At 69.7% G+C, this 21,570-nt stretch carries 26 protein-coding genes; 13 read left to right on the forward strand and 13 right to left on the reverse strand.

Going from position 1 to position 21,570, the window contains the following annotated elements:
• Nucleotides 1–11: 11 nt before the first annotated feature.
• Nucleotides 12–3,269, reverse strand: coding sequence for an AfsR/SARP family transcriptional regulator (locus ACTWPT_RS55480; protein WP_443185636.1), 3,258 nt, complete (start codon nucleotides 3,267–3,269; stop codon nucleotides 12–14).
• Between the two features lie 131 nt (nucleotides 3,270–3,400).
• Between ACTWPT_RS55480 and ACTWPT_RS55485 the strand changes: the two genes are divergently transcribed.
• On the forward strand, nucleotides 3,401–4,045 hold the full coding sequence (locus ACTWPT_RS55485; RefSeq protein WP_443185637.1) for a DUF998 domain-containing protein: 645 nt from the start codon (nucleotides 3,401–3,403) through the stop codon (nucleotides 4,043–4,045).
• A 440-nt stretch (nucleotides 4,046–4,485) separates the two neighbouring features.
• On the opposite strand, the gene ACTWPT_RS55490 is transcribed toward ACTWPT_RS55485, so the two are convergent.
• From ACTWPT_RS55490 to ACTWPT_RS55515, 6 genes are all read right to left on the reverse strand, one after another.
• Nucleotides 4,486–5,247, reverse strand: coding sequence for an alanyl-tRNA editing protein (locus ACTWPT_RS55490; protein ID WP_443185638.1), 762 nt, complete (start codon nucleotides 5,245–5,247; stop codon nucleotides 4,486–4,488).
• 16 nt (nucleotides 5,248–5,263) lie between these two features.
• Nucleotides 5,264–5,626: a DUF2516 family protein gene (locus ACTWPT_RS55495; protein WP_443185639.1), complete on the reverse strand. Its 363-nt coding sequence runs from the start codon at nucleotides 5,624–5,626 to the stop codon at nucleotides 5,264–5,266.
• Nucleotides 5,627–5,746: 120 nt separating this feature from the next.
• Nucleotides 5,747–6,175, reverse strand: coding sequence for a hypothetical protein (locus tag ACTWPT_RS55500; RefSeq protein ID WP_443185640.1), 429 nt, complete (start codon nucleotides 6,173–6,175; stop codon nucleotides 5,747–5,749).
• A gap of 3 nt (nucleotides 6,176–6,178) precedes the next feature.
• Nucleotides 6,179–6,673 (reverse strand): helix-turn-helix domain-containing protein, encoded by a 495-nt coding sequence (locus ACTWPT_RS55505; RefSeq protein ID WP_443185641.1) that lies wholly within the window; start codon nucleotides 6,671–6,673, stop codon nucleotides 6,179–6,181.
• A 61-nt stretch (nucleotides 6,674–6,734) separates the two neighbouring features.
• Nucleotides 6,735–7,640 carry a M56 family metallopeptidase gene (locus tag ACTWPT_RS55510; RefSeq protein ID WP_443185642.1) on the reverse strand — a complete coding sequence of 302 codons (906 nt, stop codon included), beginning with the start codon at nucleotides 7,638–7,640 and terminating at the stop codon, nucleotides 6,735–6,737.
• Nucleotides 7,637–7,993, reverse strand: coding sequence for a BlaI/MecI/CopY family transcriptional regulator (locus ACTWPT_RS55515; protein WP_443185643.1), 357 nt, complete (start codon nucleotides 7,991–7,993; stop codon nucleotides 7,637–7,639). The genes ACTWPT_RS55510 and ACTWPT_RS55515 overlap by 4 nt, the downstream gene beginning before the upstream one ends.
• A 54-nt stretch (nucleotides 7,994–8,047) precedes the next feature.
• On the opposite strand from ACTWPT_RS55515, the gene ACTWPT_RS55520 reads away from it, so the two are divergent.
• Nucleotides 8,048–8,551: an O-acetyl-ADP-ribose deacetylase gene (locus ACTWPT_RS55520; protein ID WP_443185644.1), complete on the forward strand. Its 504-nt coding sequence runs from the start codon at nucleotides 8,048–8,050 to the stop codon at nucleotides 8,549–8,551.
• Nucleotides 8,552–8,578: 27 nt separating this feature from the next.
• Here the strand turns inward: ACTWPT_RS55520 and ACTWPT_RS55525 are convergent, their stop codons facing one another.
• A complete protein-coding gene (locus ACTWPT_RS55525; RefSeq protein ID WP_443185645.1) occupies nucleotides 8,579–9,373 on the reverse strand; it encodes a class I SAM-dependent methyltransferase in 795 nt (264 codons plus the stop codon).
• Nucleotides 9,370–10,110 carry an SDR family NAD(P)-dependent oxidoreductase gene (locus ACTWPT_RS55530; protein ID WP_443185646.1) on the reverse strand — a complete coding sequence of 247 codons (741 nt, stop codon included), beginning with the start codon at nucleotides 10,108–10,110 and terminating at the stop codon, nucleotides 9,370–9,372. The genes ACTWPT_RS55525 and ACTWPT_RS55530 overlap by 4 nt, the downstream gene beginning before the upstream one ends.
• Nucleotides 10,111–10,265: 155 nt before the next feature.
• Between ACTWPT_RS55530 and mshA the strand changes: the two genes are divergently transcribed.
• The 4 genes from mshA to ACTWPT_RS55550 are packed head-to-tail and all read left to right on the forward strand — an operon-like array spanning nucleotide 10,266 to nucleotide 13,593.
• Nucleotides 10,266–11,543 (forward strand): D-inositol-3-phosphate glycosyltransferase, encoded by a 1,278-nt coding sequence (mshA, locus tag ACTWPT_RS55535; protein ID WP_443185647.1) that lies wholly within the window; start codon nucleotides 10,266–10,268, stop codon nucleotides 11,541–11,543.
• An 11-nt stretch (nucleotides 11,544–11,554) separates the two neighbouring features.
• On the forward strand, nucleotides 11,555–12,034 hold the full coding sequence (locus tag ACTWPT_RS55540; protein ID WP_443185648.1) for a YbjN domain-containing protein: 480 nt from the start codon (nucleotides 11,555–11,557) through the stop codon (nucleotides 12,032–12,034).
• Nucleotides 12,035–12,052: 18 nt separating this feature from the next.
• Nucleotides 12,053–12,796, forward strand: a complete 744-nt coding sequence (locus ACTWPT_RS55545; protein WP_443185649.1) for a phosphoglyceromutase — start codon at nucleotides 12,053–12,055, stop codon at nucleotides 12,794–12,796.
• Entirely contained in the window at nucleotides 12,793–13,593 is an 801-nt protein-coding gene (locus ACTWPT_RS55550) for a carbon-nitrogen hydrolase family protein (protein WP_443185650.1), read from the forward strand. Before ACTWPT_RS55545 ends, ACTWPT_RS55550 begins: the two co-directional genes overlap by 4 nt.
• Before the next feature lie 3 nt (nucleotides 13,594–13,596).
• Here the strand turns inward: ACTWPT_RS55550 and ACTWPT_RS55555 are convergent, their stop codons facing one another.
• Both ACTWPT_RS55555 and phoU read right to left on the reverse strand, forming a co-directional pair.
• Nucleotides 13,597–14,403, reverse strand: coding sequence for an alpha/beta fold hydrolase (locus ACTWPT_RS55555; protein WP_443185651.1), 807 nt, complete (start codon nucleotides 14,401–14,403; stop codon nucleotides 13,597–13,599).
• A gap of 89 nt (nucleotides 14,404–14,492) precedes the next feature.
• Complete coding sequence (gene phoU, locus ACTWPT_RS55560) at nucleotides 14,493–15,137, reverse strand: phosphate signaling complex protein PhoU (RefSeq protein ID WP_443185652.1); 645 nt, start codon at nucleotides 15,135–15,137, stop codon at nucleotides 14,493–14,495.
• A gap of 124 nt (nucleotides 15,138–15,261) precedes the next feature.
• Here phoU and ACTWPT_RS55565 point away from each other — a divergent pair, with 124 nt between their 5' ends.
• A complete protein-coding gene (locus ACTWPT_RS55565; protein WP_443185653.1) occupies nucleotides 15,262–16,443 on the forward strand; it encodes a sensor histidine kinase in 1,182 nt (393 codons plus the stop codon).
• Complete coding sequence (locus ACTWPT_RS55570; protein ID WP_443185654.1) at nucleotides 16,440–17,132, forward strand: winged helix-turn-helix domain-containing protein; 693 nt, start codon at nucleotides 16,440–16,442, stop codon at nucleotides 17,130–17,132. The genes ACTWPT_RS55565 and ACTWPT_RS55570 overlap by 4 nt, the downstream gene beginning before the upstream one ends.
• A gap of 55 nt (nucleotides 17,133–17,187) precedes the next feature.
• Here ACTWPT_RS55570 and ACTWPT_RS55575 read toward each other — a convergent pair whose 3' ends face one another.
• Nucleotides 17,188–17,766: a copper chaperone PCu(A)C gene (locus tag ACTWPT_RS55575; RefSeq protein WP_443185655.1), complete on the reverse strand. Its 579-nt coding sequence runs from the start codon at nucleotides 17,764–17,766 to the stop codon at nucleotides 17,188–17,190.
• Nucleotides 17,767–18,006: 240 nt separating this feature from the next.
• Here ACTWPT_RS55575 and ACTWPT_RS55580 point away from each other — a divergent pair, with 240 nt between their 5' ends.
• The 4 genes from ACTWPT_RS55580 to ACTWPT_RS55595 all read left to right on the forward strand — a co-directional run bounded on the left by ACTWPT_RS55580 (nucleotide 18,007) and on the right by ACTWPT_RS55595 (nucleotide 19,818).
• Complete coding sequence (locus tag ACTWPT_RS55580; RefSeq protein ID WP_043624891.1) at nucleotides 18,007–18,489, forward strand: CarD family transcriptional regulator; 483 nt, start codon at nucleotides 18,007–18,009, stop codon at nucleotides 18,487–18,489.
• A gap of 17 nt (nucleotides 18,490–18,506) precedes the next feature.
• Complete coding sequence (gene ispF, locus ACTWPT_RS55585) at nucleotides 18,507–18,980, forward strand: 2-C-methyl-D-erythritol 2,4-cyclodiphosphate synthase (RefSeq protein ID WP_443185656.1); 474 nt, start codon at nucleotides 18,507–18,509, stop codon at nucleotides 18,978–18,980.
• 184 nt (nucleotides 18,981–19,164) lie between these two features.
• Entirely contained in the window at nucleotides 19,165–19,452 is a 288-nt protein-coding gene (locus ACTWPT_RS55590) for a GlsB/YeaQ/YmgE family stress response membrane protein (RefSeq protein WP_443185657.1), read from the forward strand.
• Nucleotides 19,453–19,548: 96 nt separating this feature from the next.
• Nucleotides 19,549–19,818: a GlsB/YeaQ/YmgE family stress response membrane protein gene (locus tag ACTWPT_RS55595; protein ID WP_397126264.1), complete on the forward strand. Its 270-nt coding sequence runs from the start codon at nucleotides 19,549–19,551 to the stop codon at nucleotides 19,816–19,818.
• A 77-nt stretch (nucleotides 19,819–19,895) separates the two neighbouring features.
• Here ACTWPT_RS55595 and ACTWPT_RS55600 read toward each other — a convergent pair whose 3' ends face one another.
• Nucleotides 19,896–21,098, reverse strand: a complete 1,203-nt coding sequence (locus ACTWPT_RS55600; RefSeq protein ID WP_443185658.1) for a DUF2637 domain-containing protein — start codon at nucleotides 21,096–21,098, stop codon at nucleotides 19,896–19,898.
• 53 nt (nucleotides 21,099–21,151) lie between these two features.
• Between ACTWPT_RS55600 and ACTWPT_RS55605 the strand changes: the two genes are divergently transcribed.
• A complete protein-coding gene (locus tag ACTWPT_RS55605; protein WP_443185659.1) occupies nucleotides 21,152–21,538 on the forward strand; it encodes a PPOX class F420-dependent oxidoreductase in 387 nt (128 codons plus the stop codon).
• Nucleotides 21,539–21,570: the final 32 nt, after the last annotated feature.

Below are 21,570 nucleotides of genomic sequence, written 5' to 3' on the forward strand. Positions count from 1 at the left end.
CCGGGGCTACCTCAGCCGGCCGGGTCGGCTCTGGTCACGGCCGTCTTTGCGTCCAGCTCCCAGCCTTTCGCGTACGCCGCGGCGAACTCTTCCCCGCCCAGCGCGGCCTGACCCCGGTGGGTGAGCTCGCGGACCTGCGGATCGGTGTGGTCGTGCGCGCCCCGCAGCCGGGCGGCGGCCCCGAGCAGCACGGCCGACTCGTGCTGGCGCCCGCGCGTTTCGGCGAGCGCGGCCGCGTTCACCGTCACCAGCGACAGAATTGGCAGTTCCCGGGTTGCCAGCGCGGCCGCGTACGCCTCCCCCAGCGCCTTGCTGGCGCCGGGCAGGTCGCCCAGCGCCAAGCAGAGCGCGGCCCGTGCGCTGCGGACCAGCGTCCGGGCGTGGTCGGCGGGGAACGCGGTGCCGCCGCGCAGACCCCGTTCGGCGTCGGCGAGCAGGCTGGCCGCCCTGTCCAGGTCGCCTAGCCGCACCCGGACGTCGGCCTCCCGCGCGTCGACCAGGACCAGCATCTCCGCCGAGGACGCGTGCAGCGCCCGCTCCCGGGCGGAGTCGATCATCGCCATCGCCCGGTCGGTGTCGCCGCGCCGGATGTGCACGTCGATCCAGCGCAGGTCGCTGTAGAGCTGGTCGCCGAGGCTGAGCGAGCCGAACCCGCCGGCCAGCGTCCGGGCCTCGCGCAGGTCGGCCAGCGCGCCGTCGAGGTCGTCGTATCGCCGCAGCCGGGCGCGCATCGGCAGCGTGGCGGCCTGGCCCCAGCGGTCGCCGACCTGCCGGAAGCAGGCCAGGGCCGCCTTCACGTGGACACGCATCCGGTCGAGCGCGCCCGCGTTCTCGGCGATCTCGGTCAGGAACACGTGGGCTAGCCCGGACAGCCACACGTCGTCGCCGTCGGCCAGGCGCTGGAAGCTCGCGAGCGCGGCCTCCTCTTCCTGCAGGAAGAGCAGGATCGGGCCGAACACGCGGTAGTGGTTCGGCAGCTTCGGATGCGCGAAGAGCCGGTCGGCCAGCTCGCGCATCTCCGCCCGGTCATCCGCGGCTTCCCCGGCGGTGATCCCCGACAGGATGTCCGCCCGGTTGAGCAGGTAGGCGGCTCGGGCGCAGTCGCGCTCGGGCGTCGGCCCGCCGCCGGGCAGCGCCAGGGCCTCGCCCAGCCAGTAGGCGGCGTCGGAGTGGCGGCCGGACATCTGCCAGTACCAGGTCAGGGTCAGGGCGAGGGTGGTCGCGCCGGGGGAGTCGTGGGTGGCGCACAGGTGGCGCAGGGCAGCGAGGGTGTTGTCGTACTCGGCGCTGATGACCTTCATGGCTGTCAGCTGGCCAGGCCCGCGTAGTTGAGGGTCGTGGCGGGCCATCAGCTCGGTGAAGTGGGCGGCTGCCAGGTCGCGGGCCGTGCGGAGGTCGCCGGTGTCGGTCAGGCGGGCGGTGCCGTACTCGCGGATGGTTTCGAGCATGCGGTAGCGGCCGGTGCCGGGCGCGAGCTGCAGCAGTGACCGGTCGACGAGGGTGGCGAGCAGTTCGGGGATTTCGGCGGTGGGCACGGTGGTGCCGGCGCGGACGGTGGTGGCTGAGGCGGATGTGACGCCGCCGGGCAGGACGGAGATCCGTTCCGCGACGATGCGTTCGTGCTCGCTCAGCAGCTCCCAGCTCCAGGCGATGACCGCGCGCAGGGTGCGGTGCCGAGGTGGTGCCGTGCGGCTGCCGGTGGTGAGCAGCCGGAACCGGTCGGACAGCCCGTCGGCCAGGTCGGGCAGTGACAGCGTCCGCAACCGGGCGGCGGCCAGCTCGAGGGCCAGCGGCATACCGTCCAGGCCGCGCACCACGCGCACGATGTCAGGCAGCGTGATCTCGTCGACGTCGAACCCGGGTCGCACGGCGGCGGCCCGCTCGGTGAACAGGCGCACCGAGGCCGCCCGCCGGGCCTGTTCGACGCTGTCGTCCGGGTCGGGCAGCGCGAGCGGGGCCAGCGGCACGAGCGCCTCGCCGTCGACCGCGAGGGGCTCGCGGCTGGTGGCGAGCACGCGCAGCCCGGGGCTACGGGGCAGCAGCGCCGCGACCAGGTGGGCCACGGCGTCGATCAGGTGCTCGCAGTTGTCGACCAGCAGCAGGCTCTCCCGGCCGCCGAGCTCGCCGACGAGGACGTCCAGCTCGTCACCATCGACGCGCTTGCGGGCGTCGAGCATCGCGCCGCCGCGCAGCCCGATCCCGGCGAGAACGGCCGTGGCGATCTTCGCTGGTTCGGTGACGGGGGCGAGGTCGATGAGCCAGGCGCCGTCGCGGTATTCGGGGCGGTGGCGGCGAGCGGCCTCCAGCGCGAGCCGGGTCTTCCCGGCGCCGCCGGGGCCGAGGACGGTGACCAGGCGCGTGGTGGTGAGCAGGGTGCCGATGCGGCTGAGGTCGTCGTCGCGGCCGATGAAGCTGGTCAGCGGCGCGGGCAGGTTGGTCGGCCGGATCTGGTCTGGACTCCTGGCCGGAGCGCCTCCAGCCGAGGCGCCCGGCACCGGGATAGGTTGGTCGGGGCGCAGCAGGCGCAGATGGCGTTCCCGCAGGGCGGTGCCCGGGTCGGCGCCAAGGACATCAGCCAGGGTCTGGCGGACCCGCTCGTAGACGGCCAGCGCCTCGGCCTGACGCCCCTGAACGGCGAGCGCGTCCACCAGCAGCGCGGCCGCCCGCTCGTGGACCGGCTGCTCGGCCAGCAACCCGGTCAGCCGGGCAGCGGCCGCCTCGGCCCGCCCCAGCGACAACTCGGCGTCGGCGAGGTCGGCGACAGCCTCGATCGACACCTGTGCCAACCGTGTCGCGACCGTGGGCGCGACCGCGGCGATGACCGCGGGCTCGGCGCCAGGATCATCGCCCCACAACGCCACGGCCTCGGCGAGCGCGGCGACCGCGGCCTCCGCATCACCTGCCCGCAGCCTCTCCCGACCGGCAGCGGTGAGCCGCTCGAAGCGCAGCGCGTCAACGTCGGCTGCGTCCACCGCCAGCCGGTAGCCCCCCGCGACCTGCACGACCACGCCACGGGCCGCGCCGGTCGTGGTGAGGGCGCGGCGCAGCCTAGAGACGAGGGTCTGTAGGGCGTGGGCAGGGCCGGATGGCGGCTCCTCGGCCCAGATCGCATCGACCAGCACGCCCGGCTCGACCGCGCGGCCACCGGCGAGCGCCAGCCGGACGAGCAGGCCCTGCAACCGCGCGCCCGCAACGGGCAGGACCGCGTCACCGCGAGACACCTGAAACGCGCCGAGCAGCCTGACGCGAAGCCGTGCATCCCCCTCCATTCCCCGATTTTCGCGCGCTCACCCGCAAGGCCCCAAATCGGGGTGGCCATGTCCGCGCCGCGTGTGCCCTGTGTGTGCCCCGTGTGAGCGACCCGCCTCAGTCTTCACATGCCGAACCACAGGAGGAAACCTTGAACGACATCAAGCAGCGCCGCGGGGCAGGGACGGCGCTCATCGCCAGCGGAGGCATCTTCTTCACCGCCGAGTTCATCGCCGCCGCAGCATGGACGGATCCGCCCTACAGCTACACACACCACTTCATCAGCAACCTCGGGGTTCACGGCCCCACAACGGCGTTTGGGCAGTTCATGTACTCCCCGCTCGCGACGGTGGCGAATACCGGCTTCTTCTTGTTCGGGCTCGCCGCGCTGACCGGCGTCATCATGCTGAGGGGACTGCCGGGCAAGCGGCGCTGGGCGATGGTCGCGACGGCGGTGCTGCTGGCGGTCGGCGGCATGCTGGTGGGACTGTTCCCGGGGTCTAACGACAACGGCACGACCGACTACCACGGGCTGGGCGCTCTCATGGTGTTCATCCCCGGCAACGTGCTTTCCATACTGATCGGCAGGGCGCATCAGCTCCTAAGCATCTCCCCCAGACTGAGCCGGGCCCTGGTGGTGTTCGGGATACTCGGCTTGGTCTCGCTGGTGGCCTTCGGGACCGTCCTCGTCTCGGATGCCGGCGTCCTCATCGGCCTCTTCGAACGCGGAATCATCTACCCGTACCTGATCGGCTTCATCATCGTGGGAGCAGCACTACGGAAGCGCCGTGCGTAGGAACTCAGCGGTGCCGAAGCCAGAGGGAGCGGCGGCGGGTGACTGAGTAGGTCACCGCGACCGGGGCGGCGGCCCGTACAGTCGTCGATGCGTGTCCGGTTTGTGCTCGATCTTCGTTATCAGAACCTCTCGCAAAACCTTCCTCGCAGAACGTGGCTCGCGGTAGGTTCTGCGACATGAGCGATCTTGCCGACCCAGCCCCTCCGTGGCCAGCGTGTACCGCATCCTCACCGAGGGCATCCGTAGCGATGAGCCCCAAAGTAACTTTCAGTAACCGAAGTGACTGTTAGTCGCACGGACCCGAGCGGAGGGCCTCCACCCCTGCGGTGATGTACCGGATAACGAGCCGGGTGATCAATCGTTGAGTTGTGCTGGCGCGGTGGTCGCTCGGTTGGGCAGGAGGCCAGGGATGTCGATCTGACAGAGACCGCGCGGGCGCGCTAGTCGCAGATCTCGACGCGCACCCGGCGGAAGCCGCGACCCTTGCTCTCCACCTTCGCCACCCGAAGTCGGCCGATCTGCTTCGTGGAGGCGACGTGTGTTCCGCCGTCCGCCTGGGTGTCCAGACCGGCGATGTCCACGATTCGCACATCGGTGACCGTATCCGGGATTAGGTTCGTTGCGGTCCGGATGATGTCCGGAATGGCGAACGCCTCACTGCGGGGGAGAACCCGCACGTCAATGCGCCTGTCCGCCCGAATCTCCGCATTACATGCGTCCTCAACGGCCTGCTTGAAGCCGGGGGGAACCTCGGGCAGGTTGAAGTCCATCCGAGCGATTCCAACAGTCTGCAGTTCGGGAGACATGGATTCGTCCATGTTGCCGCCCGTGACCAGGCAGCCGTAGTCCCTGAACACCACCCCGCACAACACGTGCAGGCCGGAGTGCGTACGCATCAGGGCCGAGCGGCGCGCGTCGGCCACCGCCCCCGTCACCACGGTGCCCACGGGCGGGATCGGGTCGCCCTCTGCCGGGATCAGGGAGAGATCGTCCCCCTTGCGCACCCCGACGACGCGCGTCTCCACGCCCTGCCAGATCAGCACGCCGTGGTCGGCCGGCTGGCCGCCGCCCCCCGGATAGAACGCCGACTTGCTGAGCACGATCCCCTCGGGGGTCGCGTCCAGCACGACGGCCTCGAAGTCCCGGAGGTTCTGGTCCGCGAGTTCCAGCCGGTGCGTACGTCCGTGGAGGTCGTAGGTCATGCAGAAAGCCTAGCCATCACCACGGGCCGTATGGGCCGCTGTTGCCCCGGCCCATGCCCTTGACGGCGGGCTTGACGTCGACGATGTAGACGGTGGCGGCGATGACGGCCAGGATCGAGAACAGCCCGAGGCCGATGCCGATGAACTGGACGGTGCCGACGAACAGGAAAGCATTGAGGTAACTCCAGGCACCCGCGCCGGAGAACAGCGTCGCCAGCGCCGTGATGAGCAGCCAGAGCTCCTTCTTCAGCTTGCCTGCCGAGATGAACGCGTTCTTCGGCACCCGCAGCGCGTGTACCAGTGCATAGACCGACATGCCGAAGATGACGGCGGCGAGCACCAGGAAGAGAAGGTTGAAGACACCGTTGATAAGATTCATGTTGTTGGCTCCGCCCAACGCCGTGTGAAATCGGCCCCCAGCCTAATAGGCGGCCCGGTCAACCGGGCACCCCAAAGCGAAAGGCCCGCCTCCACAAGGGGTGCGGGCCTTCCCGTCATATCAGGCCTTCGTCGTGCGAGTGGTGCGAGTGGTGCGGGTCGAGCGGGTCTTCTTGACCGGCTCGGCGACGGGCGGCTGGGCGGCCTCCGACACCTCTTCCAGCTCGAGCGCGGCCTCGCCCGACGCCTTGCTGACGACCTTGCGGCCGCGCGTGGCGAAGTCCTCGTAGACCTCGGTGGCCTTGTGGGTCAGCTGGTCGGCGTACTCGCGGGCCTTCTCAGGCAGGTCCCTGGCGAGGCCCTCGGCCTTGTCGGCGTACGCGCGGGTGCGGTCGGGCAGGTCCCTGGCGAGCTCGTAGCGGCGGGACTGGAGCTTGCGCAGCTGCTCGGGCAGCTCGCGCAGCTTCTCCACGGCGTAGTCGCCGGCGCCGGCGACCGCGTAGAACGGCTTGGACTCGGTGAGCTTCTTGACCTCGGTGGCGAGCGTCATGGGTTAACCTTCCTTGGTTTCCTGGGTGACGTTGCCGTTGCGTGAGGTCGCCGCGTAGGGCTCAAGAGCGGCGAGAAACTCCTCGGGCAGCGGCTCCTCGTCGTCCGGTCCGGAGTCGTGCCGAGGGTGAGCGTTCTGGGAGGTTTGCTCATCCTCGGCCCGCTTCTCCTTGCGGAACGACTCATAAATGTCGATCAGCACCTGGCGTTGCCGCTCGGTGAGATTTGTGTCGGCCCTAATGGCAGTGATCACGTCGCTCGGCGGTTCGCGGTCCTCGATGAGGCCCGCCTGCACGTAGAGCGCCTGCGAGGAGATGCGCAGACCTTTGGCGATCTGGTTGAGGATCTCCGCGCTCGGCTTGCGCAGCCCGCGCTCGATCTGGCTGAGGTACGGATTGGAGACCCCAGCCGCCTCGGCGAGCTGGCGCAGCGAGATCTTCGCCTGCTGCCGCTGCTCGCGGATGTATTCTCCGATCGAGCCGACTTTCGGTAGTGCCATACCTCTAGTCTGCCTCGCGCTGCTTGCAATTGCAAACACAATGATTAACAGGAGCAAGCAGTCAGAGCTGGATAACCCACAGGAAGGGAGCAGCGGTGACCAATATCACAGAGAGCGTGATGTACCCGTAACGCACCGGCACGGCCAGCTCGGGACCCGGCTTGACCAGGCGATCCACCCGCGCCATGACGTTGTGCGCGTGCAGGCCCAGCATGCCGTGCGGGGTCGGCATGGCCCCGGCCGTGCCGAACCTGAGCAGCGCCGTGGCCAGCCTGCGCGGCGAGCAGTAGCGCCGGGCGCGGTCGTCGGCGGCCATCTCGATGAGCAGCTCCACCTGCGCCTGCGCGTCGGCCACGACCTTCGACCAGGGCAGCGCCCTGCGCAGCGCGGCGAACGGCAGCAGCACCAGGTCGTGGCGCTCCCGTACGTGCGCGACCTCGTGCGCCAGCACGGCCGCGAGCTCGTCCTGCGACAGCAGCTTGCGCGCGCCTTCACTGACCACGACCTGCGAACGCAGCCCCGGCACACAGTAGGCCGCCGCGCTCGGGTGGTCGAGCACCCGCACCCCTGGCATGGCCGGGTCGTCGTGGGCGATCAACGCGAGCAGCATGCGGTGCCGCCGCCGCGCCCGCAGCGCCTGCACGCCGGCCGTGAGCAGCACCACGACGAGCACGGCGAGCGCGGTGGTGCCCGCGATCATGGCGAGCACGTGCAGCGCGTCCCAAGGGGTGAGCGGCGTCTCGCCGCGCGCGAACGCGACGAGCCCGGGCAACACGCCCAGGCCATAAGGCTGGACCGCGTACGCCAGCATGGCGCCGGTCGTGGCCAGGCCCCAGGCCACGCCCAGGGACTGCCAGAGAATGATGGCCAGCCGGGGCGCGCGTGAGGTCCACCGGGCCGTCGTGAAACGCCAGGAGCCGACCGCGCACGCCGTGGCGAGCGCTGCCAGCGCCGCTGCCGTGATCACTCTTCCTCCAGCTCCGTGAGGGCTCTGCGCAGGATCTCCGCCTCCGGTCCTGACACGGCCTGGGCGAAGCGGGTGAGGGCGGCCGAGCGGTCGCCCGTCAAATCCAACGCTTCCAGCATAAGCTCGGCGATGTATGCGTCACGGCTTTCCGCCGGCTGATATCTCCACGCGCGACCGTCGCGCGTCCGCTGCAGAAACCCTTTGCGAGTGAGGCGATCGAGCACGGTCATGACCGTCGTGGGGGCAAGGTCGCGGTCGGCTATGAGCCTGCCGACCTCGCGGGCCGTCAACGCGGTGTGCTCCGCCCAGAGGATGTCCATGATGCTGCGCTCGAGTTCGCCAAGACCCTTCACGCCCTTCAGGGTAGCTCTACAACCTGTCGAGCTGACATCCGGGATGCTGGTGAGATGGATATCACGCTGGTCCAGGGCGACATCACCGAGCAGCGGCTGGACGCCATCGTCAATGCCGCGAACTCCTCGCTCATGGGCGGCGGGGGCGTGGACGGCGCCATTCATCGCCGCGGCGGCCCGGAGATCCTGGAGGAGTGCAGGAAGCTACGCGACTCCCACTACGGCAAGGGCCTGCCGACGGGTCAGGCGGTGGCGACCACGGCAGGGCGGCTGGCGGCGCGCTGGGTGATCCACACGGTCGGGCCCGTCCACTCCAAGTCGGAGGACCGCTCGGGGCTGCTGGCCTCCTGCTACGTCGCGTCGCTGCGCGTCGCCGACGAGCTCGGGGCCGGGTCGGTGGCCTTTCCCGCGATCTCGACCGGGCTCTACGGCTGGCCCATGGACGACGCGGCGCGGATCGCGCTGGACGCGGTGCGGCAGGCCGACACGTCGGTCGAGGAGGTCAGGTTCGTGCTCTTCGATCGGGCGGCGTACACCGCTTTCGAGTCGCTGCTTTGACGCGGCTCGGGATCTTTTGACGCGGCTCTAGTCGCGGGGATCTACCGCCGACCAGGGGAGCGTCAGCTCGCCGAGCCGCCACCTGGCCGCACCGCCCAGCGGCGGCCGCGTGGGCACCGGCCAGGAGCCGGCCAGCACCTGTACGGCGGCCAGCCACCGCTGCCGCGCCCCATGCACGCCATAAGGCGCGCTGACCGCCCACGCGCGGTCGAAGTCCGTCAGGAACGTATGGATCCGCTCACCAGGGACGTTCCGGTGGATGAGGGTCTTCGGCAGCCGGTCGGCCAGGTCGGAGGGCCGTTCGAAGGCGTCGAACCGGGCCGAGAACGTGATCGTCTCAGGCCCCCGGGACGACAGCCCCACCCACACCGCCCGCCGCCCGTTCTCCGACGACGTCCCCTCGACCAGCACGCCGTACGGGGCCAGCCGGCCGCGCAGCACGTCCCAGTAGTGCCAGGCCTCCGCCTCGGCGTACTGGCGTAGCACGTTGAAGGCCCGGATCAGCACCGGTGGCCGGGACACGGGCAGCTCGAAGCCGCCGAGCCGGAAGCTCAGCCCCTCCCGCTCGTACGGCTTCGCCACCGCCACCCTGGCCGGGTCGATCTCGATCCCCACCACCTCGACCCCGGGCGAGACCCGGCGCAGCCGGGTGAACAGCTCCAGCGTCGTGGCATGCGAGGCCCCGTAGCCCAGGTCCACCACCAGCGGCCGATCGACCGTCCGAAGCCGCCGCCCGTGCGCCGCCGCGATCCACCGATCGCAGCGCCGCAGCCGATTGTGCGCGGTCGTCCCCCTGGTGACGGCGCCTACGGGCTTGCTCACGTGACGCGGTGCACCCTGTGCTGCGCCGCCTGGGCGCGGGGACGGATGACCAGGCGGTCGATGTTCACGTGGGCGGGCCTGGTCACGCACCACGCGATGGCGTCCGCCACATCCTCCGCGCTCAGCGGGTCAGGCACGCCCTGGTACACGCGGGCCGCGGCCGTCTCGTCGCCGCGGAACCTGGTGACCGCGAAGCCCTCGCTCTTCACCATGCCCGGCGCGATCTCCACGACCCGCACCGGCTGCCCGACCAGCTCCAGGCGCAGCGTCTCGGTCATCGACGTCTGGGCATGCTTGGCCGCGCAGTAGCCGCCCCCTCCCTCGTACGACACCAGGCCCGCCGTCGAGGTCAGCATCACCAGCACGCCGTCGCCCGACTCGATGAGCCTGGGCGTCAAGGCCTGGGTCATGCGCAGCGAGCCGAGCACGTTGACGTCGTACATCTGCTGCCAGTCCTCGAGCCGCCCGTCCGCGACCGGCTCCAGGCCGAGCGCGCCGCCGGCGTTGTTGACCAGCACGTCGCAGCGATCGAGCGAGGCCGCCAGCGCATCCACCGACTCCTGCGAGGTCACGTCGAGCGTCACCGGCCTGATCAGCGGCTCTTCCGCGGCCAGCTTGTCCAGCCGCTCGCGCCGCCGCGCGCCCGCCACCACCTCATAGCCCTCGGCGGCGAGCCGGCGTGCCGTCGCCTCACCGATTCCACTGCTCGCCCCGGTCACCACAGCCGTTTTCCGCATGGCCCTCATCCTGCCAGCCCCGCCTCGCTCCCCAGTCGCGCCCTCGGAGCCGGGTGTCTCCGCCTCCCGACCGCGTGCACGCACCCCGCTGTGACCGTCTGTCGGGAATGTCGGAAAAATTTCGATGGTTGTAACGCTCTTGGAGGTGGTGTCGAGTGAGGCGACGACGGGTCAGCCGGGTCGCGACCATCAGCATGCACACATCCCCCCTGGACCAGCCGGGAACGGGCGACGCCGGGGGCATGAACGTGTACATCGTCGAGTCCGCCAAGCTGCTGGCGCAGCTGGGCGTCGAAGTGGAGATCTTCACCAGGGCGACCGCCCGCGACCTGCCACCCGTGGCCGAACTCGCCCCCGGCGTCCTCGTCAGGCACCTGACCGCCGGACCGTACGAGGAGATGGACCGCGCCGACCTGCCCGGGCAGCTGTGCGCGTTCCTGTCGGAGGTGCTGCGCACCGAGGCCATGTACGACCCGGGCCGCTACGACGTCATCCACTCCCACTACTGGCTGTCCGGCCAGGTCGGCTGGCTGGCCAAGGAACGCTGGGGCGTGCCGCTCGTGCACACCATGCACACCATGGCCAAGGTCAAGAACCTCCTGCTCGCCGCCGGCGACAAGCCGGAGCCGCAGGCCCGCGTGGTCGGCGAGGAACAGGTCGTGGAGATCGCCGACCGCCTCGTGGCCAACACCGCCGACGAGGCCGGCGAGCTCATCGACCTGTACGGCGCCGCCGAGGACCGCGTCGCCGTCGTCAACCCCGGCGTCAACCTCACCGTCTTCAGGCCCGGCTCCCAAGCCGCCGCCAGGGACCGGCTCGGCCTGCCGCTGGGCGCGCACGTGCTGCTGTTCGTGGGCCGCATCCAGCCCCTCAAGGCCCCCGACGTGCTGCTGCGCGCCGCCTCCAGAATGCTCATCGAGGACCCGTCGCTGCGTGAACGCCTGGTGATCGCCTGTGTGGGCGGCCCGTCAGGCAACGGTCTGGCCCGGCCGTCCATCCTCACCGAGCTGGCCGTCGAGCTGGGCATCTCCGACGTCGTACGCCTCGTGCCCCCTGCCGCTCAGCACGAGCTGGCCGACTGGTACCGGGCGGCCTCCGTCACCGTCGTCCCCTCCTACAGCGAGTCGTTCGGCCTCGTCGCCCTGGAGTCCCAGGCGTGCGGCACACCCGTGGCCGCGGCCGCCGTCGGCGGCCTGCGCACCGCCGTGCGAGACGGCGTCTCGGGCCTGCTCGTGGACGGCCACGACCCGGCCGAATGGGCTCAGGCGCTCCGCAGCGTCATCACCACGCCGCAGTGGCGCCACCAGCTCTCGCAGGGCGCCCGCACCCACGCGGCCGCCTTCGGCTGGCAGGCCACCGCCTCACGGCTGGTGGAGGTCTACGCGGGCGCCATCGCTAACCTGCACAAGACGCCCGTGGCAGTGAATCTGTAGCCTGCATTTCTATGCGCGATCTCGTCGAAGCCGCGCTCAAGGCCGCGGAGGTCTCCTATGAGGAGCCGCGGCCAGGGGCGTTCCTCGTCAAACTCCCTGGCCAGCACAAGCTCGCCACCATGACCTGGCTGATCGTGGGGGAGCGGGTGCTCCACGTCGAGGCGTTCTTCTGTCGCCAGCCCGACGAGAACCACGCCGAGTTCTACCGCTGGCTGCTGGAGAAGAACGGCTCCATGTACGGGGTGCACTTCTCCCTCGACCCCGTCGGGGACGTGTATCTCGTGGGCCGGGTGCCGCTGTCCGCCGTCACCGGGGAGGAGGTGGACCGGCTGCTCGGCTGCGTGCTGACGTACTCGGACGACTGGTTCGACCGGGCGCTGGAGCTGGGGTTCGCCTCCTCGATCAGGCGGGAGTGGGCGTGGCGGGCCAAGCGGGGGGAGTCGCTGGCCAACCTCCAGGCGTTCGCCCGATTCGCCGACCCTGACCGCTGAATCCGTACTATTGGCCCCATGGCGACTTTGGTGCTGCTACGGCACGGCGAGAGTGACTGGAACGCTAAGGGGCTGTTCACCGGTTGGGTGGACGTGAGCCTCTCGGCCAAGGGCGAGGACGAGGCCCGCCGCGGAGGCAAGCTCCTCCAGGACGCGGGGCTGCGTCCGGACATCGTCCACACCAGCCTCCTGACCAGGGCGATCCAGACGGCTCAGCTGGCGCAGGCGGAGGCCGACCTGCTCTGGCTGCCGGTCAAGCGCAGCTGGCGGCTCAACGAGCGCCACTACGGGGCGCTGCAGGGCAAGAACAAGGCGCAGACCCGGGAGGAGTTCGGGGACGAGCAGTTCATGTTGTGGCGCCGCTCGTACGACGTGCCACCGCCTCCGATCGCCGACGACGACGAATACTCCCAGGCCAGCGACCCCCGCTACGCCCTCCTGCCGCCGGAGCTCATGCCGCGGACGGAGTGCCTGAAGGACGTCGTCGACCGCATGATGCCGTACTGGTACGACGAGATCGTGCCGGACCTGGCGGCCGGACGGACCGTCCTGGTGGCGGCGCACGGCAACTCGCTGCGGGCCCTGGTGAAGCACCTGGACGACATCAGCGACGAGGACATCGCCGGGCTCAACATCCCGACCGGGATCCCGCTGGTCTACGAGCTGGACGCCGAGTTCAGGCCGCGGCAGCGCGGCGGCCAATACCTGGACCCGGATGCCGCCAAGGCCGCGATCGAGGCCGTCGCCAACCAGGGTCGTTGAAGGTAGCGGCACTCCAGTCCTCTTTGGCCTGCCACGCGGGCGGCGGCCTCGCGGAGGCTCTTGACCAGTGCGCACTGGAGGGCGTCGAGTTACTCGTCCTCCCGGAGTGCTACTTCGGCGGCATGCCCGCCGGTCGGGCCGCCGCCGAGGCCGTGGCCATGGCGGCGACGGAGCTGATCCCGGCGTTACGTGCCGCCGCTCCGGGCCTGACCGTCGTCGCGGGCTTCACTGAGCGCGCCGGCGACGGGCGGCTGCACAGCTCGGCGGCGGTCGTCAGCGACGGCCGCCTGCTCGGTGTCACGCGCAAGCTGTTCCCCAGGGAGGCGGCCTTTGACCCGGGCGCGGACCTGCCGCTCCATCACCACGCCGACACCGCGTTCGGCGTGGTGATCTGCTACGACTGCAACTTCATCGAACCGTCGCGCCTGCTGGCGCTGGCGGGCGCCCGCATCTTGGCCTGCCCGCTCAACAACGACCTGCACGCGGACGTCGCCCGCCGCTGGCGGGTCAGGTCCCGCTCGAACCTCATCGCCCGGGCCGTGGAGAACGACTGCTGGATGATCGCGGCCGACGTCACTGAATCGGCCGGGGCGCGGGAGGGCATCGGCGCGACCACGATCGTCGCCCCCGACGGCCGGATCGTCAGCGAGGCGCCCGCCGGCGAACCTGCCCTGCTCGTCGCCGACATCCAGCCGACGGGCCCGTCGCTGCTGGAGCAATGGGACGCCGCTCAGAACCCCGCGTTCTACAGCAGATGGCTGAGCAGCGTCACGGGCCGCTCGTCCGCGGGGCCGTAGGACTCAGCCCGCCAGCGCCTTACGCAGAACGTCCGCGCACTCCACCGGCCGCCCGATGAACCCGCCGTGGTCGCCCGGGAACTCGACAGGCTGCGTGCCGAGCAACTCGGCCAGCGCAACAGACGTCCGGTACGTGACCAGATTGCCCGACTCGACCCCCACACCGACCAGGACCCGCGCCGGGCCTGCCGTCAGCGCCGCGACGTTGGGCACGAAGCGGGCGGTGCCGCGCAGCTCGTGCAGGAAGAAGTGGGCGCTGTTGGCCAGATCCTGCGGCGTCGGCTCCTGCGGCCCCTCGGGCGCCCCCTCGGCCTCCAGGTCGAAGCCTGCGGTGATCATGAACTTCATCCAGGCCGCCCCCACACCCTCCCGCTGGTAGGTCTCGATGATGTCCTCGGTTCCGGCCCCCCGTTCGGCGGCGTCGGGAAGCAGCTCGAGGACGGGAGGCTCGTGCGCGAGCAGCGTCCGCACCCGCTGCGGATGCCGCTCGACCAGCGCGAGCCCGGTCACCGCGCCGCCGCTGCTGCCGAACACGTCGGCGGTCTCCGCCCCGAGCGCGTCCATGATCGCGACGACGTCGTCGGCCCGCAGCTCGGGCGTGGAGTCCTGCTCGGGGTCGTCGAGCGTGCTGCCGGAGATGCCCCGCGGGTCGAGGGTGACCACGGTGTGGTCGCCCGCGAGCGCGTCGGCGAACGGCGCGAACGCAGCGGCGTCCATCGGCGATCCGATGACGAAGAGCAGCGGGCCCGTGCCGCGGACCTCGTAGTACAGATGCGCGCCGGGTACATCGACGGTGTGAGTGGTGGCCATGCCGGTTGTCCTTCCCTTTGGGTCGTCGAGGGTAGGACTCCCGGCGCCGCCCGAAATCGTCGCGGCCCGAAGAAATCAGCCCGAAGAAATCAGCCTGGCCGGGTGCCGGTCACCAGATAGACGACGTCCTCCGCGACTCGTACCGCGTGGTCGGCGTAACGCTCGTAGTAGCGCCCGATCAGCGTGATGTCGATGGCCGGCTCCACCCCGTGCTGCCAGTCCTTCGACAACAGCAGCCGGAACAGCTTGCTGTGCAGCCGGTCCATCGCGTCGTCGTCCTGCGGCAGCTCCAGCGCCGACTCGACGTCGCGAGAGGCCACGCAGCTGCCGGCCTTGGTGACGATGTTCTCGGCGATCTGGCCCATTTCCAGGATCGTGGAGCGCATCTCCGGGGGGATCGCCGAGTCGGGGTGGCGCAGCCGGGCCACCTTGGCGACGTGTACGGCCAGGTCGCCCATGCGCTCCAGGTCGGTGCCCATGCGCAGCGCCGTGATCATCGTGCGCAGGTCGATCGCGACCGGTTGCTGCCTGGCCATGAGATCGAAGATCGTCGACTCGATCTCCGCGAACAGCGTGTTCACCTCGTCGTCACGGGAAATGACGTTCTCGGCGAGCGCGAGGTCGGGGTCGAGGAGCGCCGTGGTGGCGCGGGAGATGGCCGACCGGACGAGCCTGGTCATCTCGACCAGCTTGTCGGTCAGGCCGTCGAGTTCTTCGTGATAGACGTCGCGCATGTGGCAACCGTATGTGTCGCTCGATGAACGAACCCCTACAGCCAAATGAACTTTCCAGGAAAGGGATGTTCATCCCCTGATGAGGGGGTCTGTCCCTGGGGAAAGGCCGCCTACCATCGGAGACATGAGTGAGTTGGCCATGAGCTTCGTAGCCCTGGCCGGGTTCGTCGTGGGCGCCCTGGCGGTCCTGTTCTACCGAAACCAGATCGAGGCTCCGAGCCGCACCACCGACACCGACAGCGTGGAGACCGGCGCGGCGCTGCCGCAGGGCGTGGCCTCCGTGCTCGCGGTGCTCCCCTCGTCCGCCGTGGTGCTCGACGCGCACGACCGCGTGTTGCGCGCCAGCTCGGCGGCGCGAGCGTTCGGCCTGGTCAAGGGCGATCGGTTGATGGCCGCCGAACTTCTCGCGCTGGCCCGCCAGGTACGCCGCGACGGCGAGATCCGGGAGAGCGAGATCGACGTCGCCGGCCACAAATTCGGCCAGGAAACCACCAACTTCGCGGTACGCGTGGCGCCACTCGGCACCTACGGCCAGGTTCTGGTGCTCGCCGAGGACCAGACCGAGCGGCGCCGAGTCGAGGCGGTGCGCCGCGACTTCGTCGCCAACGTCAGCCACGAGCTGAAGACCCCGGTCGGCGCGCTGAGCCTGCTGGCCGAGACCATCCAGGACGCCGCCGACGACCCCGAGGCGGTCACCCGCTTCGCCGGGCGCATGCAACACGAGGCGGCCCGGCTCACCTACCTCGTCCAGGACCTGATCACGCTCAGCAGGATCCAGGGCGCCGAGCCCATCCCCACCCCGGGGCAGGTGTCGATCGACGAGGCCGTGCACGATGCCATCGACCACTGCAACACCAAGGCGGTGGCCAAGGACATCACGCTCGTCTCCGGCGGCACCGAGGGCCTGCGCATCTGGGGCGACGACGAGCTGCTCGTCACCGCGCTGCGCAACCTCATCGACAACGCCGTCGCCTACAGCCCGGAGCACACGAGGGTCGTGGTCAGCGTCCGCCCCGCGAACGAGTCCGTGGAGATCAGCGTCAGCGATCAGGGCATCGGCATCCCCGAGGAGGCGCTGGAGCGCATCTTCGAGCGTTTCTTCCGCGTCGACGCGGCCAGATCCCGGGCCACCGGCGGCACGGGGCTTGGCCTCGCTATCGTCAAGCACGTCGCCGCGGCGCACGCCGGCGAGGTGTCCGTATGGAGCAAGGAAGGGTCCGGCTCCACCTTCACGCTCCGCCTGCCCGCCTTCGGCGGCACGGCGGTGGCCGTACCACCCTCGATTCCCCTGGAGACAGCCAAATGACCCGAGTACTCGTCGTCGAAGATGAGGAGTCCTTCTCCGACGCCCTGTCCTACATGCTGCGCAAGGAGGGCTTCGAGGTGTCGGTCGCGGCGACCGGGCCCGAGGCGCTCGACACGTTCGACCGTAACGGCGCGGATCTGGTGCTGCTCGACCTGATGCTGCCGGGTTTGCCCGGTACGGAGGTGTGCCGTTCCCTCCGGCAGCGCTCCAAGGTGCCGGTCATCATGCTGACGGCCAAGGACAGCGAGATCGACAAGGTCGTGGGCCTCGAGCTGGGCGCCGACGATTACGTGACCAAGCCGTTCTCCTCGCGCGAGCTGGTCGCCCGCATCCGCGCCGTGTTGCGCCGCCAGGGCGACGCGCCGGAGGAGCTGGAGACGGCGGTGCTGGCCGTCGGCCCCGTCCGCATGGACGTCGACCGGCACGTCGTGGCCGTGCGTGGGGAGCAGGTGCAGTTGCCGCTGAAGGAGTTCGAGCTGCTGGAGGTCCTGCTGCGCAACGCCGGCCGGGTGCTCACCCGCGGCCAGCTCATCGACCGCGTCTGGGGCGCCGATTACGTGGGCGACACCAAGACGCTGGACGTCCACGTCAAGCGCCTGCGCGCGAAGATCGAGTCCGACCCGTCCAACCCGCGCTGCATCCTGACCGTGCGCGGCCTGGGCTACAAGTTCGACGCGATCGAGGAGTGATCAAACCCTTGTTCCGGTACGCGTTCGCCGTACCGGAACAAGGGTTTTTTCATGTTTAGTGAGATTCTTCCGCGTGTGCCGACGGCGTCGGGGTAGGCGTGGGGGCCGCGGTGGCACCCGGGGCCGGGGGGTAGGCCGCGAATTCGCGGCTGCGCGTGACCACAGGCACGTGCATGGACACCGTCCCGGCGTTGGCGAACTGGAGGTCCAGCTTGATGCTCTCGCCGCCTCTGAGGCTCTTGGGGATCCCTTCGAGCATGAGCTGCGGGCTCGGCTTGCCGGTGTTCACGAGCTGGTTGCTCGGCAGCTGGATCGGGGCCGTGACCTTCACCGTGCCCAGGCTCCCGGCGGAGACGGCCTGCAGGGTGTCGGGGGTGCCGGACGTGTTGAGGATATTCAGGTAGATCGGGGCGGAGCCGCGCCAGGGAAGCTGGGCGCCCGCGTCCGGGCCGAGGATGAATGCCTGCGGGATCTGAATGCCGCTAGAGCCGTAAGCGCCCTTCTCGATCAAGGCTTGGGCCTCGTTGGGGGCGTAGGGCGCGTTGGTGGTGGCGTTGAATCCAGCCCCGCAGCCGGCGAGTGCGGGCGCTGCCAAGAACGCGGCGGCTATGACAATCCAGCGACGGCTGGTCACGGGCGGGTTCTCCTTGGTCTTGCGCGTGCGTGTAGGGCAGCGCCCACCATATCCACCAGAATCCATGGTCATATCCACACCCCCGCAGGTCATTCGCTATGTCCGCAATGGAGATTCATAGACTTGACCGTTTGTCAAGCCCCAATACGCGGCTTTGACCTGCAGTTATGGGGATTTCACTGTTCCGGGAGGCTGTGGATGCGTGGTACTCTTGGGTACAGCGGAAGGGGTACTTGTCACATGACTTTCCAGGTCGGCGACACTGTCGTCTACCCCCACCATGGGGCTGCTCGGATCGAAGCAATCACCAAGCGATCCATCAAGGGTGAGGAAAAGACCTACTTGGTGCTCAAGGTCGACAAGGGCGACCTTACCGTCCAGGTGCCAGCTGAAAACGCAGAACTCGTCGGTGTGCGCGATGTTGTCGGCCAGGAAGGCCTAGAGCGGGTTTTCGACGTCCTCAGGATGCCGCACACGGAAGAGCCGACCAACTGGTCTCGTCGATACAAGGCCAATCTGGAGAAGCTCGCGTCGGGTGATGTGAACAAGGTCGCCGAGGTGGTTCGGGACCTGTGGCGGAGGGACCGCGAGCGCGGTCTGTCCGCGGGTGAGAAGCGCATGCTCGCCAAGGCGCGGCAGATCCTGGTCAGTGAGCTTGCCCTGGCCGAGAAGACCAATGAGGACAAGGCCGAGGCCTTGCTTGACGAGGTTCTCAACTCCTGAGCGCGAATCTTCCACGGGTGGGCGTCGGAGTCGACGTCCACCCGTTCAGTTCAGGCGCTTCGGAGCGAGAGCTCAACCTCGCCGGCCTGCACTGGCCGGGTGAGATCGGGCTGGACGGCCATTCCGACGGCGACGCCGCCGCGCACGCCGCGTGCGATGCGCTGCTGTCCGCGGCCGGGCTGGGCGATCTCGGCCTGCTGTTCGGCACCGCCGACCCGCGCTGGGCCGGCGCCTCGGGTGCTGAGCTGCTCGAGGAGACCGCCCGTCACGTGCGTGCCGCGGGCTACGAGATCGGCAACGTGGCCATCCAAGTGATCGGTAACCGGCCCAAGCTGGCGCCGCGCCGTACGGAGGCCGAGAAGGCACTCAGCGCCGCCGTGGGGGCGCCTGTGAGCGTCTCCGCCACCACCACCGACGGGCTCGGGCTGACCGGGCGCGGAGAGGGCATCGCGGCCATCGCGACCGCGTTGGTAGTCAACCTTTCCGCATAGCCGGGCGTCCTCATGGTGGGATACGTGAGGGTGTCCTGGCGGGTCGTCGCCTAGCCCGCCCAATGCGGAGGCGGCGGTTCGTCACTGGCGCGGTACGGACCGCCGCCTTCCCCTTTGGGTTGTTTGTCCTGTTAGGCGGGTAGGTCTTCCCACGACATGTGAACGTCTTCGGGGGGAGCAACACATGATCGGCGCGATTGTCTCCGCACTAGTCATCGGCGCCATCGTCGGTGCGCTGGCCCGGCTGATAGTGCCCGGCAAGCAAAGCATGTCGATCGGCCTGACCTTGATCGTCGGCATCGTGGCCGCGCTGATCGGCACGCTGATAGCGCACGCCTTCGGCTGGGCCGACACGCGCGGGATCGACTGGATCGAGCACATACTCCAGCTCGCGCTGGCGGTCGTAGGTGTGCTCCTCGTGACCAGAATGGGCATGGGGCGCGCCGGACGAACCCGTGGAACACCCACCTAACCTGCCCTTACGCAAAGACGGCGCATAATCGCCGTAGATCGGGTAGCGCATCCCCGTGGGAGTGAACCGCTCACTCTCACGGGGAGGTTTCATGTCATGACAATCCAGTCCATCCTTGGCGCCATTGTGATTGGCGCCGTGATTGGCGCAATCGGTCGCCTGCTGCTTCCCGGCAGGCAGGCCATCGGGTGGATCCTCACCATCGTCGTCGGCATCGTGGCCGCCCTCCTGGGCACGCTGCTCGCACAGGTGCTGGGCGTGGAGACGACGCCGGGCATCGACTGGATCGAACTGGTGATGCAGGTGGTGCTGGCGATTGTCGGCGTCGGCCTGGTCGCCGGGCTCCGGCGGGGGACCAGCGTGTAGGCGAGATACATCGGCCCGCCCGGGAGCATTGGCTTCCGGGCGGGCCTTCTGGGATCGGGCCGCTCGACGGCGCCGCGTCAGTCCTCTGGCGGGCGTGGGCTGCTGCGTAGGCGCCCGGAAGGCGCCGGGGTGTCGTCGTGGATCACCGGGTGCGGCGCGGTGTCCTCTAACCCCTCCTCGCGCTGTTCCACGACATCGACGTCGGCGCCGCCGACCGCTTGGCGATCGTCGGCTTGGCCCGCCGTCGTCCGGGGCTCGTCGGCGTCGGCGACCTCTGGGCCGTGAACCGGGTCGGGGACTTCCCCGTCCTCCTCGAAGACGGGGTGCGGCTGGGTGTCGGCATCCCTATCCCTGTCGTCCCTGTCGCCCCTGTCGTCAGGGCGCGGGTGAACGAGGACGTCGGCCGGCTTGACCCGGTCACCCCAGCGGACAGGGCGTGTCTCAGACTCTGGCGCGGGCTTCTCGTCCTCCTCCTGGACGGGCTCAGCGGCCGCCCAGGCGTGCTCCTGGTCCTGAACCGGCTCGTGAGCCTGGTCCTGAACCGGCTTGTGAGCTTGCTCCTGGGCGGGCTCGTGAGCCTGCTCCTGGATGGGCTCGTGAGCATGCTCCCGGGCGGGCCATTCGGTGACCCGCGCCGAAACGGGCGGCCGATCCTCAGCCGAGACCGAGGGGCGTTCCTGGGCGGGCACCGGCGGGGTCTCCGGGGCGGCGGTAGGGCCGACGAGCGGCGTGGGCTCGATCACGGGCGCGGGGGCCTCGGCGACCAGCGGGGGCGGCGTCTCGGCCGGCCGCCCGCGGTGGAAGGGCACGATGTCCGGTTCGCCCGTGCCATCGTCCCCCTCCTCTTCCTCGGCGCCCCGATGCGCCTGCACGTGCTTGATCATCAATAGCCACAACCACAGGGCCACGGCCAGCATGACCCAGGGCGCCAGGGCCACGCCCACGGAGGCCTGCCGCACGTCGAAAACGAACCGCACCGCCGGGGCGACGTTCGCCGCCGCCGCGGCCACGATGAGCAGGACCAGCACGGTCGCCGCCTGCACCCGTACCAGCAGCCGGGCCGAGCGCAGCAGCAAGATGCCGATCAGCGCGACCACGAGGAGCGCGTCGAACGCGGCCGGATAGAGGAAGGCCAGATCCGGCCTGGCCTCGCCGGTGACGGCGAGTGAACGAAGGTCGTCGAAGGAGAGCGCGCAGGCGGCCCCGGTCAGGGCGGCGACCGCGAGCCCGGCCAGGGCGATGCCCAGGCGACGGAGCGTAGAGGGGGGAGTCACGTCCATGGCGGTTTCGAGCCTACAGAAGAATGGGGATCAAGACCGATCTAGGGAGAGACATGGCCCAGCTGCCGGAAGAAGCACGCAAACTCCTGGACGCTCCGAACTACGCGACGGTGACAAGCATCAACCCCGACGGCGGGCCGCAGTCGACGGTCGTGTGGGTGCGTACGGACGGCGACGACGTGATCTTCTCGACCGCCAGAGGACGCAGGAAGCCGCGTAATTTCGAGCGCGATCCGCGGGCGAGCCTGCTGGTCATCGACCCGGATGACCCGTACCGGTATGTGGAGGTCCGCGGGCGGGTGACCATGACGGCCGACCCCGAGGGCGCCCTCATCGAGGAGCTGTCGCAGAAATACCGTGGTCAGTCATGGGAGGACAAGCCGGGGGTTGAGCGGTTGATTGTCCGGATCCGGCCGGACCGGGTCACGGTGCGGGGCTGATTTATCGACGTGATAACGCCGTCGAGGCGTTA

The organism is Nonomuraea sp. 3N208, from assembly GCF_052245935.1.
In the GTDB taxonomy this organism is placed as follows: Bacteria; Actinomycetota; Actinomycetes; order Streptosporangiales; family Streptosporangiaceae; genus Nonomuraea.

Coding starts and splice junctions, on each gene's coding strand:
- ACTWPT_RS55480 (WP_443185636.1), bottom strand. CDS start 3,269: ATGGAGGGGGATGCACGGCTTCGCGTCAGGCTGCTCGGCGCGTTTCAG.
- ACTWPT_RS55490 (WP_443185638.1), bottom strand. CDS start 5,247: ATGACCTACGACCTCCACGGACGTACGCACCGGCTGGAACTCGCGGAC.
- ACTWPT_RS55495 (WP_443185639.1), bottom strand. CDS start 5,626: ATGAATCTTATCAACGGTGTCTTCAACCTTCTCTTCCTGGTGCTCGCC.
- ACTWPT_RS55500 (WP_443185640.1), bottom strand. CDS start 6,175: ATGACGCTCGCCACCGAGGTCAAGAAGCTCACCGAGTCCAAGCCGTTC.
- ACTWPT_RS55505 (WP_443185641.1), bottom strand. CDS start 6,673: ATGGCACTACCGAAAGTCGGCTCGATCGGAGAATACATCCGCGAGCAG.
- ACTWPT_RS55520 (WP_443185644.1), top strand. CDS start 8,048: ATGGATATCACGCTGGTCCAGGGCGACATCACCGAGCAGCGGCTGGAC.
- ACTWPT_RS55530 (WP_443185646.1), bottom strand. CDS start 10,110: ATGCGGAAAACGGCTGTGGTGACCGGGGCGAGCAGTGGAATCGGTGAG.
- ACTWPT_RS55540 (WP_443185648.1), top strand. CDS start 11,555: ATGCGCGATCTCGTCGAAGCCGCGCTCAAGGCCGCGGAGGTCTCCTAT.
- ACTWPT_RS55545 (WP_443185649.1), top strand. CDS start 12,053: ATGGCGACTTTGGTGCTGCTACGGCACGGCGAGAGTGACTGGAACGCT.
- ACTWPT_RS55555 (WP_443185651.1), bottom strand. CDS start 14,403: ATGGCCACCACTCACACCGTCGATGTACCCGGCGCGCATCTGTACTAC.
- phoU (WP_443185652.1), bottom strand. CDS start 15,137: ATGCGCGACGTCTATCACGAAGAACTCGACGGCCTGACCGACAAGCTG.
- ACTWPT_RS55565 (WP_443185653.1), top strand. CDS start 15,262: ATGAGTGAGTTGGCCATGAGCTTCGTAGCCCTGGCCGGGTTCGTCGTG.
- ACTWPT_RS55570 (WP_443185654.1), top strand. CDS start 16,440: ATGACCCGAGTACTCGTCGTCGAAGATGAGGAGTCCTTCTCCGACGCC.
- ACTWPT_RS55580 (WP_043624891.1), top strand. CDS start 18,007: ATGACTTTCCAGGTCGGCGACACTGTCGTCTACCCCCACCATGGGGCT.
- ACTWPT_RS55590 (WP_443185657.1), top strand. CDS start 19,165: ATGATCGGCGCGATTGTCTCCGCACTAGTCATCGGCGCCATCGTCGGT.
- ACTWPT_RS55595 (WP_397126264.1), top strand. CDS start 19,549: ATGACAATCCAGTCCATCCTTGGCGCCATTGTGATTGGCGCCGTGATT.
- ACTWPT_RS55600 (WP_443185658.1), bottom strand. CDS start 21,098: ATGGACGTGACTCCCCCCTCTACGCTCCGTCGCCTGGGCATCGCCCTG.
- ACTWPT_RS55605 (WP_443185659.1), top strand. CDS start 21,152: ATGGCCCAGCTGCCGGAAGAAGCACGCAAACTCCTGGACGCTCCGAAC.